Annotated in this window: 16 protein-coding genes; 6 read left to right on the top strand and 10 right to left on the bottom strand. The window is 73.6% G+C overall.

Going from position 1 to position 13,720, the window contains the following annotated elements:
* From CCN56_RS22930 to CCN56_RS22915, 4 genes are all read left to right on the top strand, one after another.
* On the top strand, window positions 1-1,205 hold a 1,205-nt coding region (locus tag CCN56_RS22930; RefSeq protein ID WP_086829569.1), incomplete at its 5' end, for an MFS transporter.
* The gene (locus CCN56_RS22925) at window positions 1,202-1,522 is read left to right on the top strand and encodes a cupin (protein ID WP_086829565.1); all 321 of its coding nucleotides are present in this window, start codon (window positions 1,202-1,204) and stop codon (window positions 1,520-1,522) included. The genes CCN56_RS22930 and CCN56_RS22925, both read left to right, overlap by 4 nt.
* Window positions 1,523-1,573: 51 nt before the next feature.
* The gene (locus CCN56_RS22920; RefSeq protein ID WP_086829563.1) at window positions 1,574-2,194 is read left to right on the top strand and encodes a TOPRIM nucleotidyl transferase/hydrolase domain-containing protein; all 621 of its coding nucleotides are present in this window, start codon (window positions 1,574-1,576) and stop codon (window positions 2,192-2,194) included.
* A 59-nt stretch (window positions 2,195-2,253) separates the two neighbouring features.
* Entirely contained in the window at window positions 2,254-3,237 is a 984-nt protein-coding gene (locus tag CCN56_RS22915; protein WP_086829561.1) for a sigma-70 family RNA polymerase sigma factor, read from the top strand.
* A 158-nt stretch (window positions 3,238-3,395) separates the two neighbouring features.
* On the opposite strand, the gene CCN56_RS22910 is transcribed toward CCN56_RS22915, so the two are convergent.
* Complete coding sequence (locus CCN56_RS22910) at window positions 3,396-4,298, bottom strand: cache domain-containing protein (RefSeq protein ID WP_256962096.1); 903 nt, start codon at window positions 4,296-4,298, stop codon at window positions 3,396-3,398.
* Window positions 4,252-5,103, bottom strand: coding sequence for a FadR/GntR family transcriptional regulator (locus CCN56_RS22905; protein WP_086829559.1), 852 nt, complete (start codon window positions 5,101-5,103; stop codon window positions 4,252-4,254). The genes CCN56_RS22910 and CCN56_RS22905 overlap by 47 nt, the downstream gene beginning before the upstream one ends.
* 129 nt (window positions 5,104-5,232) lie before the next feature.
* On the opposite strand from CCN56_RS22905, the gene CCN56_RS22900 reads away from it, so the two are divergent.
* Both CCN56_RS22900 and CCN56_RS22895 read left to right on the top strand, forming a co-directional pair.
* Window positions 5,233-6,480 carry an ATP-binding cassette domain-containing protein gene (locus CCN56_RS22900; protein WP_373412883.1) on the top strand — a complete coding sequence of 416 codons (1,248 nt, stop codon included), beginning with the start codon at window positions 5,233-5,235 and terminating at the stop codon, window positions 6,478-6,480.
* Window positions 6,477-7,142, top strand: a complete 666-nt coding sequence (locus tag CCN56_RS22895; protein WP_041127944.1) for a response regulator transcription factor — start codon at window positions 6,477-6,479, stop codon at window positions 7,140-7,142. Before CCN56_RS22900 ends, CCN56_RS22895 begins: the two co-directional genes overlap by 4 nt.
* Before the next feature lie 29 nt (window positions 7,143-7,171).
* Here CCN56_RS22895 and CCN56_RS22890 read toward each other — a convergent pair whose 3' ends face one another.
* The 8 genes from CCN56_RS22890 to CCN56_RS22855 all read right to left on the bottom strand — a co-directional run bounded on the left by CCN56_RS22890 (window position 7,172) and on the right by CCN56_RS22855 (window position 13,456).
* Entirely contained in the window at window positions 7,172-7,912 is a 741-nt protein-coding gene (locus CCN56_RS22890; protein ID WP_179199954.1) for a maleylpyruvate isomerase family mycothiol-dependent enzyme, read from the bottom strand.
* 33 nt (window positions 7,913-7,945) lie between these two features.
* Window positions 7,946-9,169: an MFS transporter gene (locus tag CCN56_RS22885; RefSeq protein ID WP_086829555.1), complete on the bottom strand. Its 1,224-nt coding sequence runs from the start codon at window positions 9,167-9,169 to the stop codon at window positions 7,946-7,948.
* A gap of 129 nt (window positions 9,170-9,298) precedes the next feature.
* Entirely contained in the window at window positions 9,299-10,357 is a 1,059-nt protein-coding gene (recA, locus tag CCN56_RS22880; protein WP_086829553.1) for a recombinase RecA, read from the bottom strand.
* Complete coding sequence (locus CCN56_RS22875) at window positions 10,338-10,652, bottom strand: hypothetical protein (RefSeq protein WP_143664604.1); 315 nt, start codon at window positions 10,650-10,652, stop codon at window positions 10,338-10,340. Before CCN56_RS22875 ends, recA begins: the two co-directional genes overlap by 20 nt.
* A 29-nt stretch (window positions 10,653-10,681) precedes the next feature.
* Window positions 10,682-11,164 carry a single-stranded DNA-binding protein gene (locus CCN56_RS22870; RefSeq protein ID WP_086829549.1) on the bottom strand — a complete coding sequence of 161 codons (483 nt, stop codon included), beginning with the start codon at window positions 11,162-11,164 and terminating at the stop codon, window positions 10,682-10,684.
* Window positions 11,161-11,796 carry a hypothetical protein gene (locus CCN56_RS22865; RefSeq protein WP_143664603.1) on the bottom strand — a complete coding sequence of 212 codons (636 nt, stop codon included), beginning with the start codon at window positions 11,794-11,796 and terminating at the stop codon, window positions 11,161-11,163. Before CCN56_RS22865 ends, CCN56_RS22870 begins: the two co-directional genes overlap by 4 nt.
* Before the next feature lie 224 nt (window positions 11,797-12,020).
* Window positions 12,021-12,533: a hypothetical protein gene (locus CCN56_RS22860; protein ID WP_086829545.1), complete on the bottom strand. Its 513-nt coding sequence runs from the start codon at window positions 12,531-12,533 to the stop codon at window positions 12,021-12,023.
* Window positions 12,530-13,456, bottom strand: a complete 927-nt coding sequence (locus CCN56_RS22855; RefSeq protein WP_086829543.1) for an ATP-binding protein — start codon at window positions 13,454-13,456, stop codon at window positions 12,530-12,532. The genes CCN56_RS22860 and CCN56_RS22855 overlap by 4 nt, the downstream gene beginning before the upstream one ends.
* Window positions 13,457-13,720 lie beyond the last annotated feature (264 nt).

Below are 13,720 nucleotides of genomic sequence, written 5' to 3'. Positions count from 1 at the left end.
TCGCCGTGGCGGGGGCGGTCACCGTCGCCAACATCTACTTCCCGCAGCCGCTGCTCGCCGCCGTGGCGCGCGGTCTGGACGTGTCGGAGCGGACGGCGGGGCTCATCGCCTCGGCCGCCCAGGTCGGGTACGCGCTCGGCATCCTGCTGCTCGTGCCGCTCGCCGACTCCGCGCGGCTGCGTCGCCTCACCTCGGTGCTGCTCGCCCTGACCGGCGCCGCCCTGCTCGTCGCCGCGGCGGCGCCCGACGTGGTCACCCTGACGCTCGCGACCCTCGCGCTCTCCACCACGACGGTGCTGCCGCAGATCCTCACCCCGGTGGCGGCGGTGCTCGCGGGGCCCGGACGACAGGGCCGGGTCGTGGGCCTGGTGGGCCTCGGTCTGACGCTGGGCTCGACCCTGTCCCGTACGGTCTCGGGCGCGGTGACCGACGCGAGCGGCAGCTGGCGGGTCGCCTACGTGGTGGCGGCCGCGGCGACGGCGACGCTGCTCCTCGTCCTGCCCCGCGGGCTGCCCGAGCGCCTCGGGTCGCGGGGAGACCTCTCGTACGTCCGGCTCCTGGCCGGGCTCCCCCGGCTCCTCGCGGTCCACCGGGAGCTGCGGATCTCGGCGCTGCTCGGGGCGTGCGTCTTCGCCGCGTTCAGCGTCTTCTGGTCCGTGCTCGCCTTCCACCTGGCTGCCCCTCCACTGGGGTACGGGCCGGGGGCCGCGGGCCTCTTCGGGGTGCTGACCCTGCCGGCGGCGCTGCTCTCCGCGGCGGCCGGGCCGCTCACCGACCGGTACGGGGCGTCCGCGGTGAACGCCGGGGGGCTGGCCTGCGCGGGGCTCGGCCTCGCGGTGGCGGGGCTCGCCCCGCACTCCCCCGCGGCCCTGGTGGCCGGGGCGAACCTGCTCGTGGTCGGCGTCAGCTCCTGTCAGGTGGCCAACCAGGCGCGGATCTTCGGGATCGGCCGGGCGGTGGCGGCCCGGGTCAACACGGTCTTCATGCTGGCCACGTTCGGCGGCGGGGCCCTCGGCTCCCTCGCCGGTTCCTGGCTGTACGCGGCGCACGGCTGGCCGGCCGCCCTGCTCGCCGCGGGGGCGTGCGTCGCCGTGGCCGGGCTCGTGGTGACGGTCGCGGCGCGACCGGCGGCCCCGAGTTGCGTCCCGGACGTCACACGGGAGGCTGGGGGTATCCGTCCGCGCATCCCGCAGGGAGAGTCATGAAGCTGGACCTCACCGCCCTCGCCGACGAACACCTGGCCGCGGCCCGTACGGCACCGCACGGGCGCAGCGCCCACCGGATCATGCACGACGGGGTGCTGCGGCAGACCGTCATCGCCCTCACCTCGGGCACCTCCCTGGACGAGCACAACGCACCGCCGGCCGCGAGCCTCCAGGTGCTGCGGGGCCGGGTGAACCTGACGGCGGCCGGGTGGGCGGAGGAGCTGCCGGCGGGCACGCTGCGGATGATCCCCAAGGAGCGGCACGGGCTGACGGCCCTGGAGGACGCGGTGGTGCTGCTGACGGCCGTGAACGACTGAGAGCCCGATATTTCGGTGCCGTACGGGTGCCTGGCCGTGCAGACTCGCCCCATGGCAGACATGAGGGCGTTCCAGAACGAGATGGGCCGCTGGGCGGTCGACGATCACGGCGGAGACACGGCGCGGGAGCTGGCCGTGGGCCTGGGACTGCGGACGGCGGTGCTCCTGGAAGGACCGAGCGACCTCGCCGCCGTCGAGACGCTGGCCGCGCGGCGCGGCCGGGACCTCGCCGCGGAGGGCGTGTGCGTGGTGGCGATGGGCGGGGCGATGAGCATCGCCCGCTACGCCGAACTGCTCGGACCGCCCGGCCTCGACCTGCGCCTGACCGGCCTGTGCGACGAACGGGAGCGGGGCTTCTACGAGCGGGGCCTCCGACGGGCCGGTGCGCCGGACCGGGACTTCTTCGTCTGCACGGCGGACCTGGAGGACGAGCTCATCCGTGCGCTCGGCCCGGCGACGGTCGAGGGGATCATCGAGGCGGAGGGCGACCTGCGCCCCTGGCAGACCTTCCTGAGCCAGCCCGCGCAGCACGGCCGGGCCCGGCATCAGCAGTTGCGGCGTTTCCTCGGTACGAAGAAGGGCCGCAAGATCCGCTACGGCACCCTCCTGGTGGAGGCCCTCGACGCCGACCGGGTACCGGCACCGCTCGACGGCCTCATGGCGAGTCTGTGATCTCTTAGGGTGGAACCCCAGGTCAGCATCCTGGGGCTTACTCACTGAGGGGGCACGGCATGGGGGACGGCGGCGCGGGGCTCACGGCGGAGGGCCTTGAGGGGTACCGGGGAGAGCTGACCGGATACTGCTACCGGATGCTGGGGTCGTACGCCGAGGCCGAGGACGCGGTCCAGGAGACCCTGGTGCGGGCGTGGCGGAACCTCGGGCGGTTCGAGGGAAGGTCGTCGCCGCGGTCGTGGGTGTACCGGATCGCGACCAACGTGTGCCTGGACGCCCTCGCGTCCGGCCGGCGGCGGGCGTTGCCGATGGACCTCTCCGGTCCGGCGGACGGAGCCGTGCCGCCGGGCGCCCCGACGGATGCCGCCCTGTGGATCGGGCCCTGCCCGGACGGTGATCCGGAGGCGGCAGCGGCGGCGGGCGAGTCGGTCCGCCTCGCGTTCGTCGCCTCGCTGCAGCATCTGCCGCCCAAGCAGCGGGCGACCCTGATCCTGCGGGACGTGCTGGGCTTCTCTGCCCGTGAGGTCGCCGATCTGCACGGCTCCACCGTGGCCTCGGCCAACAGCGCGCTCCAGCGGGCCCGTACGACACTGGCCGCGCGCCGGGGCTCCTCCGACGACCCCGCGCCCACGCCGTCCGAGCCCGTCCGGCGGGTGCTGGCCGAGCGGTACGCCCGGGCCTTCTCCCGCTACGACATGGAGGAGCTGGGCATGCTCCTCCACGTCGACGCGACGCTGTGCCTGCCGCCGTACGCGAAGTGGATGCGCGGAGTCCCCGACATCCAGGCGTGGCTGACCGGTCCCGCCGTCGGCTGCCGCGGCTCCCGTCTCGTCCCGACCGCGGCGAACGGCACTCCGGCCTTCGGCCAGTACCGCCCCCGGCCGGACGGGGCGGGCTACGAGCCCTGGGCGCTCCAGGTCGTCGAGTTCTCCGGCGACCGCGTCACGGGCATCACGGCCTTCCGCGACACCGACCGCCTCTTCCCGCTCTTCGGCCTTCCCGACCGTCTGGGCGAGGACGCCCATCTCGGCGCCCCGGCCTGAGCTCCCGCCGACGCGTCCCGACCTGAGCGCCCGCCGACGCGTCCCGACGGAGACGGCTGACAGCCCCGCCCTCGCAGACGGCGCCCTCGTGTCGGCCGGTTTCCACGGCCCGTGACCCCTGTCGGGTCGACCGCGTCGTCGCGGCGGCCGGAAGCGGCTCAGTCGTCGGCCGTGACCAGGACCAGCGGGGTGCCGCCGCAGGGCAGCAGACGCAGGCCGTCGGCGCGGTGTTCGGCGGGCGGCCCGGCGAGGACGGCGGCGAAGTCGGGGCCCTTGGTGAGGGATCCGGCGAGATGGCCAGGGTCGGTGGAGGCGGCGACCCGGCCGCGCGCGTTGACGAGCCTGGCCGGTGCGGGCAGTCGCTGGAGCATGGGCAGCACGGCCGCCTCGAAGTGCCGCAGGTAGACGTCGGCGGCGGCCACGCCCGTGAAGCGGCCGCCGAGTTCGACCGGCGCGGAGAGGGTGAGGCTGTACTCGTCGGAGCACAGGTAGTCCACGTAGGGCCCGGCGACGGCCCGGCGCCCGGTCTCGCGGGGCAGGGTGTACCAGTCCCAGTGCGTGTAGTCGGAGTAGGCGGAGTGCTTCGGGTCGAGGTCGAGCAGGAGCGGCCGTACGGCTCCGTCGGAGCCGCGCTGCCACCACTCGAGACAGCCCGGTACGTCGGCCAGGAGGCCCGGCGCGGCGACGAAGCCCACGCCGGAGACGAGCGGGTGGCGAGCGAGCAGGGCGCGCAGTCCGGGACGCAGGGCCGCCAGGTCGGCGGCGACGGGTTCGCGCCCGGCCCCGGACACGTCGGCGAGCAGGGCCCCGGTGTCGGCGCCGGTCTCGGCGACGGCGGCGAAGACCTCTTCGAGGGTGTCCCGTACACGGCGGACGACCTCGTCGACCGGGTCCGGGTCCCGTACGCGGCTCACGGCCTCGTCGATCCGGTCCGAGTCGCGGACGCTGCGGACGGCCCGGTCGCCCCGGTCCGAGTCCCGTACCCGGCCGACGGCCCCGTCGACCCTGCCCGGGTCAGTGACGGCCCCCGCGGGGCCCGCGAGCCCGGTGCTCCTGCCCATGCGTGTCCTCCTCGGGACGAGGCTCGGGTGCGTGGCCGGGGGTACCGAGGCGCAGCGCGATCAGCCGCCCCACTGACTCCCGTACGCACGTCTCGGCGAGCGTTCTGGCCCGCTCGTCGGCCTCATCCTGCACGGCGGAGATCACGGCGCGGTGACGATCCGACACATTGCCGATATGGACGGGGTCGTCGAGGACCAGGCAGAGGAGCGCGCCCAGGTCCGTCTGGAGGGCGATCTCCTCGCGGGTGAGGCGGGCGGACTGGGCTGCGGCGGCCAACTCGACGTGGAAACGGCCGTAGAGGCGGCTGCGCGTCGCCGGGTCTCCCGCGGCGGCGAGTTCCTCGACCGTACGGGTGAGGGGGCGCAGGTCTCCGGGCTGGGTGCGGCGGGCGGCGAGCAGGGCGGCGGCGCCGGAGACGGCGGCCCAGTGGTCGCCGAGGTCGCGGAGCTCCTCGGTGGACCAGTCGGCGAGGCGGGCGCGCAGCCGCTCCTGGGGCGGATTGTCGGGGAGGGTGACGAAGCTGCCGCCGCCGCGGCCCCTGCGGGTGGTGACGAGGCCCTGCTGCCGCAGGGCCATGAGGGCTTCGCGGAGGGTGACGGTGGAGACGCCGAGTTGTCCGGCGAGTTCGGTCTCGCCGGGCAACTGCTCCCCGTCGGCGAGGAGTCCGAGCTCGATGGCGTCGCCGATGCGGCGGACGACGGTGTCGACCCGGGCCCGGGTGTCGACGGGGGTGAAGACGGCCCTGCGGGCCGGATCCGTCCCGGCCGCGCCGCCGCCGTCGTCCGACCTGCCGTTCGGTCTCACGGTTAACCACCTCGTGTCGAGCGTTGACTCAGGCTTTACCTTAAAGGGGTCTTGAGATTTGAACTATGACTTCATATGTTTACGCCCACGTCCGAACAACGCTCCACCGCACCAGAAAGGTTCCCGCCCATGGAGGGAATGGCGATCCGGCTGACGGGACTGCGCAAGACCTACGGCCGGACCGAGGCCGTGGCCGGGGTGGACCTGGAGATCGCGGACGGCGAGTTCTTCTCGATGCTCGGCCCCTCCGGTTCCGGGAAGACGACCGTGCTGCGGATGATCGCCGGCTTCGAGACGCCGAGCGCCGGCACCGTCGAACTCGCCGGCCGCGACGTCACCCGGCTCGCCCCCTTCGAGCGGGACGTGCACACCGTCTTCCAGGACTACGCGCTCTTCCCGCACATGACGGTCGAGCAGAACGTCGCCTACGGCCTCAAGGTCCGCGGCGTGCCCCGCGCCGAGCGCCTGGTGCGCTCCCGGGCCGCCCTCGCCCAGGTCGGCCTCGACGGTCTCGGAAAGCGCCGGCCCGCCGAGCTCTCCGGCGGCCAGCGCCAGCGGGTCGCCCTGGCCCGCGCGCTCGTCGGCCGCCCCCGTGTGCTGCTGCTCGACGAACCCCTCGGCGCCCTCGACCTCAAGCTCCGCGAGCGGATGCAGGTCGAACTCAAGGAGATCCAGCGCGAGGTCGGCATCACCTTCGTGTTCGTCACCCACGACCAGGAGGAGGCCCTGACGATGAGCGACCGGATCGCCGTCTTCCACCAGGGCCGGATCGAACAGGTCGCCGCTCCCGCCGAGATCTACGAGCGCCCCGCGACCCCGTTCGTCGCCGGTTTCGTCGGGACCTCCAACCTGCTGAGCGGGGACGCCGCCCAGCGGGTGGTCGGCGCGTCGGGCACGTACAGCATCCGGCCGGAGAAGATCCGGATCCTCCCCGACCACAAGGCGTCCGGCGACCCCGGGCACGCCACCGCCGCCGGCACGGTCGCGGAGGTCGTCTACCTCGGCGACTCCACCCGCTTCCTGGTCGACCTCGACGGGGGCGGCCGGCTCACCGCCCTCCAGCAGAACCTGGAGACCTCATCCGCCGACCTCGCCGCCTTCCGGATCGTGCAGGAGGCGCTCACCAACGTGGTGCGCCACTCCGGTTCGCGTACCGCCCGGGTGCGCATCGGACACGGCCCCGGACGCCTGGAGCTGACCGTCGACGACGACGGCCCCGCCACGGGCACCGAGGCGGGCGGCAGCGGCAGCGGACTCGCCGGAATGCGGGAGCGGGCCGCCGCCCTCGGTGGCACCATCGAGGCGGGCACCCGCCCGGACGGCGGCTTCCGCGTCCACGCCCTGCTCCCGCTGCGCCCGGAGGGAAGAACCCCGTGATCCGTGTCCTGCTCGCCGACGACCAGTCGCTGGTACGGGCGGGGTTCCGCGCGCTGCTCGACGCCCAGCCCGACATCGAGGTGGCCGGCGAGGCCGCCGACGGCGACGAGGCGGTGGAGCGGGTCCGCGCCCTGCGCCCCGACGTCGTCCTCATGGACATCAGGATGCCCCGGCTCGACGGCCTGGAGGCGACCCGGCGCATCACCGACGACCCGGACCTCGCCGAGGTCCGGGTCGTCATGCTGACCACCTTCGAACTCGACGAGTACGTCTTCGAGGCGATCCGCGCCGGAGCCTCCGGCTTCCTGGTCAAGGACACCGAGCCGGAGGAGCTGCTGCGGGCCGTGCGCGCCGTCGTCCACGGGGACGCGCTGCTCTCCCCGGGCGTCACCCGCCGGCTCATCGAGGAGTTCGCGGCCCGCTCCAAGGCCCCGGCGGCCACGGCCGCGCTCGGCGCCCTCACCGAGCGGGAGCGGGAGGTGATGGCCCTGGTGGGGATCGGCCTGTCGAACGAGGAGATCGCCCGCCGCCTGGTCGTGAGCCCGCTCACCGCCAAGACCCATGTGAGCCGCGCCATGGTGAAGCTGGGCGCCCGCGACCGCGCCCAACTCGTCGTCCTCGCCTACGAGTCGGGCCTGGTGCGCCCCGGCTGGCTGGGCTGAGGGCCCGGTCGCGCGCCTCCCGGGGGTGCTCAGATCGCCGAGGTCTCCCGCCACAGCCGGGCGAGTTCCCCGTCGCCGGTCACGGTCACGGCGTCGAGGGGCAGCCGGTTCCAGAGGGTCAGGTACAACTGATCGGCGGGGCCGCTCAGTTCCGTGTCGACGTCCCCGCCCTCGTCCTCCCGCGCCGTCCGGGGCGGCTCGGTCGCCGACAGGCGCACGGTCCAGACGTCACCGGTGTCCGTCGTCCGCACCCGCAGGGTCCGGGGCCCGGGCGTACGCACCCGGCTGCGGTCGCGGGCGTGGAAGCCGGCGAGCAGCTCGTCGATGCCGTCGGCGGCGATCGCCGGAGCGACCGGCCCCGGGGTGCCCGTGAGCGCCGACTCGGCGTCCGCGCGGTGGACGGTCGTCTCGTGCGCCTGCCGCCGCGCCCAGAAGGCCAGCGGGGACGGCGCCGGGAGAAAGGCCCAGCAGTCCAGCGACTCGGGGGCGGCGCGGAGCGCGGCGACCAGGCCGGCGTGCCCCTCGCGGAAGAACGCGAGCAGCTCCTCCCCGTCGAGCGTCGTCTCGCCGAGGTCCCTGTCCGGCGCGGTGCGCGCCTCGGCCACGAAGGTCGTGGCCCAGCGGTGCACCATGGTCGTGTGCCGGAGGAGGTCCCGGACCCGCCACCCCGGGCAGGTCGGCACCTCGGCGTCGGTCCCGGCCTCGGCGGCCGCGTCCGCGAGACCGCGGCCGGCCGCCTCCAGTACGTCGATGTACTCGGTGTTCTTCAGATCGTTCATGGGGTGGATTCTGGCAGCCCGAGGTCAACTCTCCCGGCTCGCACCCGCGTTGCGAGCCCCGTAGCCCATGGCGGCCGCACCGGCGGCGAGGACGGCGACCGTCGTGAGGGCCACCGGCAGGGAGAGCCAGTCGGCGAGGAAGCCGATCGAGGGCGGACCGAGGAGCATGCCCCCGTAACCGAGGGTGGAGGCCGTCGCCACCCCGCCGGGACCGGCGACCGCGCCGGCGCGGGCCACGGCGACGGGGAAGATGTTGGCGAGGCCGAGACCGGTGACGGCGAAGCCGAGGAGAGTGGCCCAGACGCTCGGCGCGAGCGAGCCGAGCAGCATGCCCAGGGCGGCGAGGGAACCGCCCGCGACCAGGGTGCGGGTCTGTCCGAGCCGTTCGAGCAGCGCGGTGCCGGAGAGGCGCCCGGCGGTCATGGCCAGCGCGAAGACGGAGTACCCGGCGGCCGCCAGGCCCGGGTGGGCGTGCAGGTCCTGCGCGAGGTGGAGGGCGCCCCAGTCGGCCAGCGCGCCTTCGCCGTACGCCGTGCAGAGCGCGATGACACCGAAGACGAGGACCGTACGGCGTGACCCGGCCGCCCGCGTCCCGGGAGCGGTCGCCGCGGGAAGCGTCTCGGGAAGCACGGGGGAGGGGTGACGCAGGAGCACGGGCCCGGCGACGGCCGTCAGGGCCAGGCCGACGACGGCGAGGCCGAGGAGGTGGGCGGTCGGGGACAGGCTCCCGGCGAGCAGCCCGCCGAGGCCCGCGCCGAGCATGCCGCCGAGGCTGAACGCGGCGTGGAAACTCGGCATCACCGGCCGCCGCAGCGCGGCCACGAGGTCCACGGCGGCGCTGTTCATGGCCACGTTGATCCCGCCGTACGCGGCGCCGAAGACGAGCAGGACGAGACCGAGCGCGAGCGGGGAGCGGGTGAGCGCGGGAAGGACGACCGACAGGGAGAGGAGGACGCCGGTGGCCACCGTCACGGCGTGGGAACCGTACCGACGGCAGAGCCGGCCGGTCAGCGTCATCGTGATCACGGCGCCGGCGGACACGCCGAGGAGGGCGAGGCCGAGGTCGCCGGCGGAGGCACCGGTCTGCTGCTTGACGGCGGGGATGCGGACGACCCAGCCGGCGAAGAGGAAGCCGTCGAGGGCGAAGAAGAGGGTCAGGGCGGAGCGGAGGCGGGACGGGGAGCGGGTGGCGGTGTCTCCGCCGGGACCCCCCGATATGGCCGTCCGTACTTTGTTTAGTAGCGGCACAAACTCAGGATAGGGGCGACCGAGGGCAGCAATCAAGCGGACGGCCCGGAGCCGGAGACATCGAGGTCCTCCCCGGCCCGGGCGTCGGCGCGCCGTCCCCCGGCCCGCCCCGGAAGCGACCGGGCCGGGTCAGAACTCGGCGGGGACGGTGGGGACGGCATCGGCGCCGGGCTCCGCCGCCGGTTCCTTCGGCCGCGCCCCGATGCCCAGCTTCTCCTTGATCTTCTTCTCGATCTCGTTGGCGAGGTCGGGGCGGTCCCGCAGCAGGTTCCGCGCGTTCTCCTTGCCCTGGCCGAGCCGGTCGCCCTCGTACGTGTACCAGGCCCCCGCCTTGCGGACGAAGCCGTGCTCGATCCCCATGTCGATCAGCTCGCCCTCGCGGCTGATGCCCCGGCCGTAGACGATGTCGAACTCGGCCTGCCTGAACGGCGGGGCGACCTTGTTCTTGGCGATCTTGACGCGGGTGCGGTTGCCGACCGCCTCCGTGCCGTCCTTGAGGGTCTCGATGCGGCGGATGTCGAGGCGCACCGAGGCGTAGAACTTCAGGGCGCGGCCACCGGGCGTGGTCTCCGGGGGACCGAACATCACGCCGATCTTCTCGCGGAGCTGGTTGACGAAGAGCGCGGTGGTCCCGGACTGGCTGAGCGCGCCGGCGATCTTCCGCAGCGCCTGGCTCATCAGGCGGGCCTGGAGACCCACGTGCGAGGCGCCCATCTCGCCCTCGATCTCCGCACGCGGGACGAGCGCGGCGACGGAGTCGACGACGATGAGGTCGGCGGCGCCGGAGCGGACCAGCGTGTCGGCGATCTCGAGGGCCTGCTCGCCGGTGTCGGGCTGGCAGACGATGAGGTTGTCGACGTCGACGCCGAGGTTCTTGGCGTAGTCGAGGTCGAGGCCGTACTCGGCGTCGATGAACACCGCGGTCCCGCCGGTCCGCTGCACGTTGGCTATGGCGTGCAGCGCGATGGTGGTCTTCCCGCTCATCTCCGGGCCGTAGATCTCCACGATCCGGCCGCGGGGCAGACCGCCGACGCCCAGGGCGACGTCGAGGGCGACGGACCCGGTGGGGATGACCTCGATGGGGGCCCAGGGGTCGTCGCCGAGGCGCATGACCGAGCCACGGCCGAACCGCTTCTCGATCTGGGCGAGGGCGAACTCGAGCGCCCTTTCACGGTCCTGTTCTCGCATGGCGTCCGCCTCGGGTGGGTTGGGGTGTGTCGGCGCGGTCGGCGGCCCGGGCCGCCGGCGCGGTGGTTCGTGGGGACGCCTCCGGGACCGCGGTCCCGCGGGTCTCCACGGGGCCCCGTGCCTCCCCGCGTTCGCCCGGGAGCGTCTCGACGCGGGCGTCCGGGCGGACCGGGGAGCGGACCGGGAAGGCGTCGTCCCGGTATTCGGGGTGGCAGGCGGTGCAGACCAGGCCGAGGGCGGCTTCCGGGGTCCAGTCCTCGAGCCGGGCCCGGTCGCCGGGAAGGCAGGTAGTCATGACGATCACCCAGCAGTGCTCCGACCGGGTCAGAAGGGATGCGTGACGCTCTCGTCGGGGGCGCTCTCGTCGCCGTGGGGAACCCTCGGTGCGCCGTTCGGCGCGGAGGGGGCGGCGTCGAAGAGGGCGCCGTCGGGGACGCTCGCGCGCGAGGTCTTGGCGACCGTCGTGGTGGCGTAGCGCAGGGAGGGGCCGATCTCGCCGACCTCCAGCTCGATGACGGTCCGCTTCTCGCCCTCCCTGGTCTCGTACGTCCGTTGGTGCAGCCGCCCCTGGACGATGACGCGGGTACCGCGGGTCAGGGACTGGGCGACGTGTTCCGCCGTCTGCCGCCAGGCCGAGCAGCGCAGGAAGAGCGTGTCGGCGTCCTTCCAGTCGTTGGTCTGCCGGTCGAAGGTGCGGGGGGTGGAGGCGACGGTGAAGTGCGCGACCGTGTCGCCTGACGGAGTGATGCGGATCTCGGGGTCGTCGGTCAGGTTGCCGACGACGGTGACGACGGTCTCGCCGGTCATGACGGGTCCTCCTCGCGCATGGACGGGGGAGTCGGCCGGCCGACGGCGGCGCTGCCGTTTCGGGGCGCCTTCAGGCTCGTCGCCCGGTCCCCCTTCTCTTCTCGTTCGACGGGCCCCGCCGCGGTCAGTCTCGAAACGTGGGCCGGAGCGTTCTTCAGCGGGATGCCGAGCCGGGGAATGGTGCAAGGACGGCCTGCGGCGGCCCGGCACCAGGGGCACGGCACGTGGAGGGCGTGGACGTGGAGGGCGTGTTTCGAGTGCCTGGCGAGAGCGGGGGGCGGCTGGGCCGGGACGGCGGGCGTCCGCTTGACGCGCTGCCCCGAGGCGAGCGCGGTCACGATCGCCAGGAGTTCCGCGCGATAGCGGCGCGGGTCGTCCGGGTCGGCGTACGGGAGGGGCAGCGGGTCGCGGGCGAGCCGCTCCTCCCGGATGGCGCGCACCTCGGTGCGGATGTCGGCGGGGTCGATGTGGGACTGCCGGCGGCCCAGCCGGATCACGGCCTCCCGCGTATCGGCGACGTCCAGGTCGGCGAGCAGGAGGTGCCAGGCGTCCGTCGTGGTCTCTTCCAGGTGCATCGAGGGGCACATCGCCGCGACCAGGGCGGCGAGACCCGCGGTATCGGCCGGTGTCATCCGATCCTCTCTTCCGCGGGAGGGCTTCCCGGGCGGCACCGGTGCCCTGCTTCCCGCCCCGTCCGCCGGCCGCCGGTACTGGTACAGGACGGTCCCGCAGGCGCAGTACAGCCGTCCGTCGTTCCCGAGGCTCCAGCGGCCGCAGCCGAGGTGACCGGCTCGTGAGATCAGGAACCACAGGGTGGCGGGCGAGTCCCTGTCGGGGCACGCCGTGGCGGTGGTCATCACGGCTCACCGCCGCCGAGGACGAGCAGCCGGCGCAGGTCGATCTCGCCGGTGTGCCAGGCCCGGGCGATCCGTTCCGCTCCGCCGGGCACGGGCCGCAGGCTGAACGAACGCGGTTCGGAGGCCGACGCCACCGCCAGTCCCGGGATCACCTCGCCGGTGCGCGGGTCGGCGACCGGGGCGAAGCGGGCGAGCCGGGCGATGAATTCCCGCTGCCAGCCGGAGCGCACCTGGACGAGCGTCTCCACCTCGCCGGGGTGGGTCTCGGCCACCCAGGCGGTGAAGGCCGCCTCGTCGGCGACCACGACCGTCGACTGGGGGTCGATGAGCGTGATGGTGGCGACCGGGATGCCGTCCGGCAGGGTCACCCGTATCGACTTGAGGCCGAGTTCGGCACGGGCCGCGCGCAGCCCGTCGAGGACCTCGCGGCGCGTGGCCTGGTACTCGTCCTCCACCTCGTCGCGCAGCACCCGGAGCACGGCGACCTTGGTGGCCTGGTCCTTGAGGTTCATGCGGCCTCGTCCTCCTGCTCGATCCCCTTCCCCGCCTCTTTCTCCTTCTTCGCCGCGGTGCCGCGGCGCACGATGATCTCGCCCAGCGTGGTCGATGCCCCGTCGGGGTCCAGGACGGCGGCGGCGAGCAGGTTGTGCCGGCGCACCTCCTCGTAGAGGAGGTGGAAATCCTCGTAGGTGGTGTTCGGATCGAGGGCGGTCGCGAGGTAGTCGGACGCGCTCGGGGTGGGCTTGCCCGCGTTGAGCCAGTCGAGGACGGCCTCGGCGAATTCCACGCCCGGTCTGCGGATCACGAGCCCGGAGAGCGGCTTCGCCCGTGACTTCGAGATCACGAGGGTGTTCTCGTGGTCGAGGTCGCCGACGACGTCGAACTCGTACTCGATGCCCTCGCGCTGCTCGGGCTTGAGCCCGACCTTGCGGGGCACCTTGCGCCCGCGGTCGTCGGTCTCCACGACGTATTCGGTCTTGGTCCGCATGGTGACGATGAGGTGGCCGGGATAGGCGAGCAGGGCGTCGATCATCGCCCGCTCCAGAGGGCGGGCCTCCCGCCAGCCGGCGAAGCTGTTGCCCGCCCCGGTGCGCTTCGCCGCGTTGTCGACCTGCTCGAGCATCCCGCCGGCACCGGACCAGAAGTGGGAGAGCGAGTCGACGATCACGACGTCGTAGCCGTCGTGGGCGGCCACCGCGAGGGCGTCGACGAGCGCGGGCGGCTCGAACGTCGTGAGTTGGAGGGTGTCGAAGTCGAACTCGTCGGCGTACTTGGAGGCGCTGCCGTGCTCGGTGTCGACGAGGGCGATCCGCTCGCCGAGCGCGGTGCCGATGACGAGTGCGGTGTAGGTCTTGCCCGATCCGGTGGGCCCGGTGAGCGCGATGCGGGCCTTGGCCTGTTCCTTGGTGGCGGGGACGAAGGTGAAGGTGTTCACGCCATGCTCCTCTGGCGTATTCGACGGCGGTTCGGGGTGGGCTTGGGGATGGACGGGATTCAGGTCCTCACCGGCAAGACGTGCACCCACACGGCCGAAGTCTTGATTCGAATGCTAGTTCGAAATCATCTGTAACTCCATGGTAAGTACGGAAAGAGGCGGAATCAACACTTCTGTCCGAAAATCGCGGACGCCCGGGCCGAGCGGGACCTCGGGGTCGAGCGGGACCTCGGGGTCGAGCGGAACCTCGGGGTCGAGCGGGAC

This window comes from Streptomyces sp. NRRL B-24572, from assembly GCF_002156145.1.
Taxonomy (GTDB): domain Bacteria; phylum Actinomycetota; class Actinomycetes; order Streptomycetales; family Streptomycetaceae; genus Streptomyces; species Streptomyces vietnamensis.
The sequence above is the reverse complement of the archived record's forward strand: the minus strand, read 5'-3'. Positions and strand labels throughout refer to the sequence as shown.

Bases quoted from the DNA above. Each gene is read 5' to 3' on its own strand.
- CCN56_RS22925 (WP_086829565.1), top strand. From the start codon at position 1,202: ATGAAGCTGGACCTCACCGCCCTCGCCGACGAACACCTGGCCGCGGCC.
- recA (WP_086829553.1), bottom strand. From the start codon at position 10,357: ATGCGAGAACAGGACCGTGAAAGGGCGCTCGAGTTCGCCCTCGCCCAG.
- CCN56_RS22865 (WP_143664603.1), bottom strand. From the start codon at position 11,796: ATGACACCGGCCGATACCGCGGGTCTCGCCGCCCTGGTCGCGGCGATG.
- CCN56_RS22915 (WP_086829561.1), top strand. From the start codon at position 2,254: ATGGGGGACGGCGGCGCGGGGCTCACGGCGGAGGGCCTTGAGGGGTAC.
- CCN56_RS22875 (WP_143664604.1), bottom strand. From the start codon at position 10,652: ATGACTACCTGCCTTCCCGGCGACCGGGCCCGGCTCGAGGACTGGACC.
- CCN56_RS22860 (WP_086829545.1), bottom strand. From the start codon at position 12,533: ATGAACCTCAAGGACCAGGCCACCAAGGTCGCCGTGCTCCGGGTGCTG.
- CCN56_RS22870 (WP_086829549.1), bottom strand. From the start codon at position 11,164: ATGACCGGCGAGACCGTCGTCACCGTCGTCGGCAACCTGACCGACGAC.
- CCN56_RS22910 (WP_256962096.1), bottom strand. From the start codon at position 4,298: ATGGGCAGGAGCACCGGGCTCGCGGGCCCCGCGGGGGCCGTCACTGAC.
- CCN56_RS22920 (WP_086829563.1), top strand. From the start codon at position 1,574: ATGGCAGACATGAGGGCGTTCCAGAACGAGATGGGCCGCTGGGCGGTC.
- CCN56_RS22900 (WP_373412883.1), top strand. From the start codon at position 5,233: ATGGAGGGAATGGCGATCCGGCTGACGGGACTGCGCAAGACCTACGGC.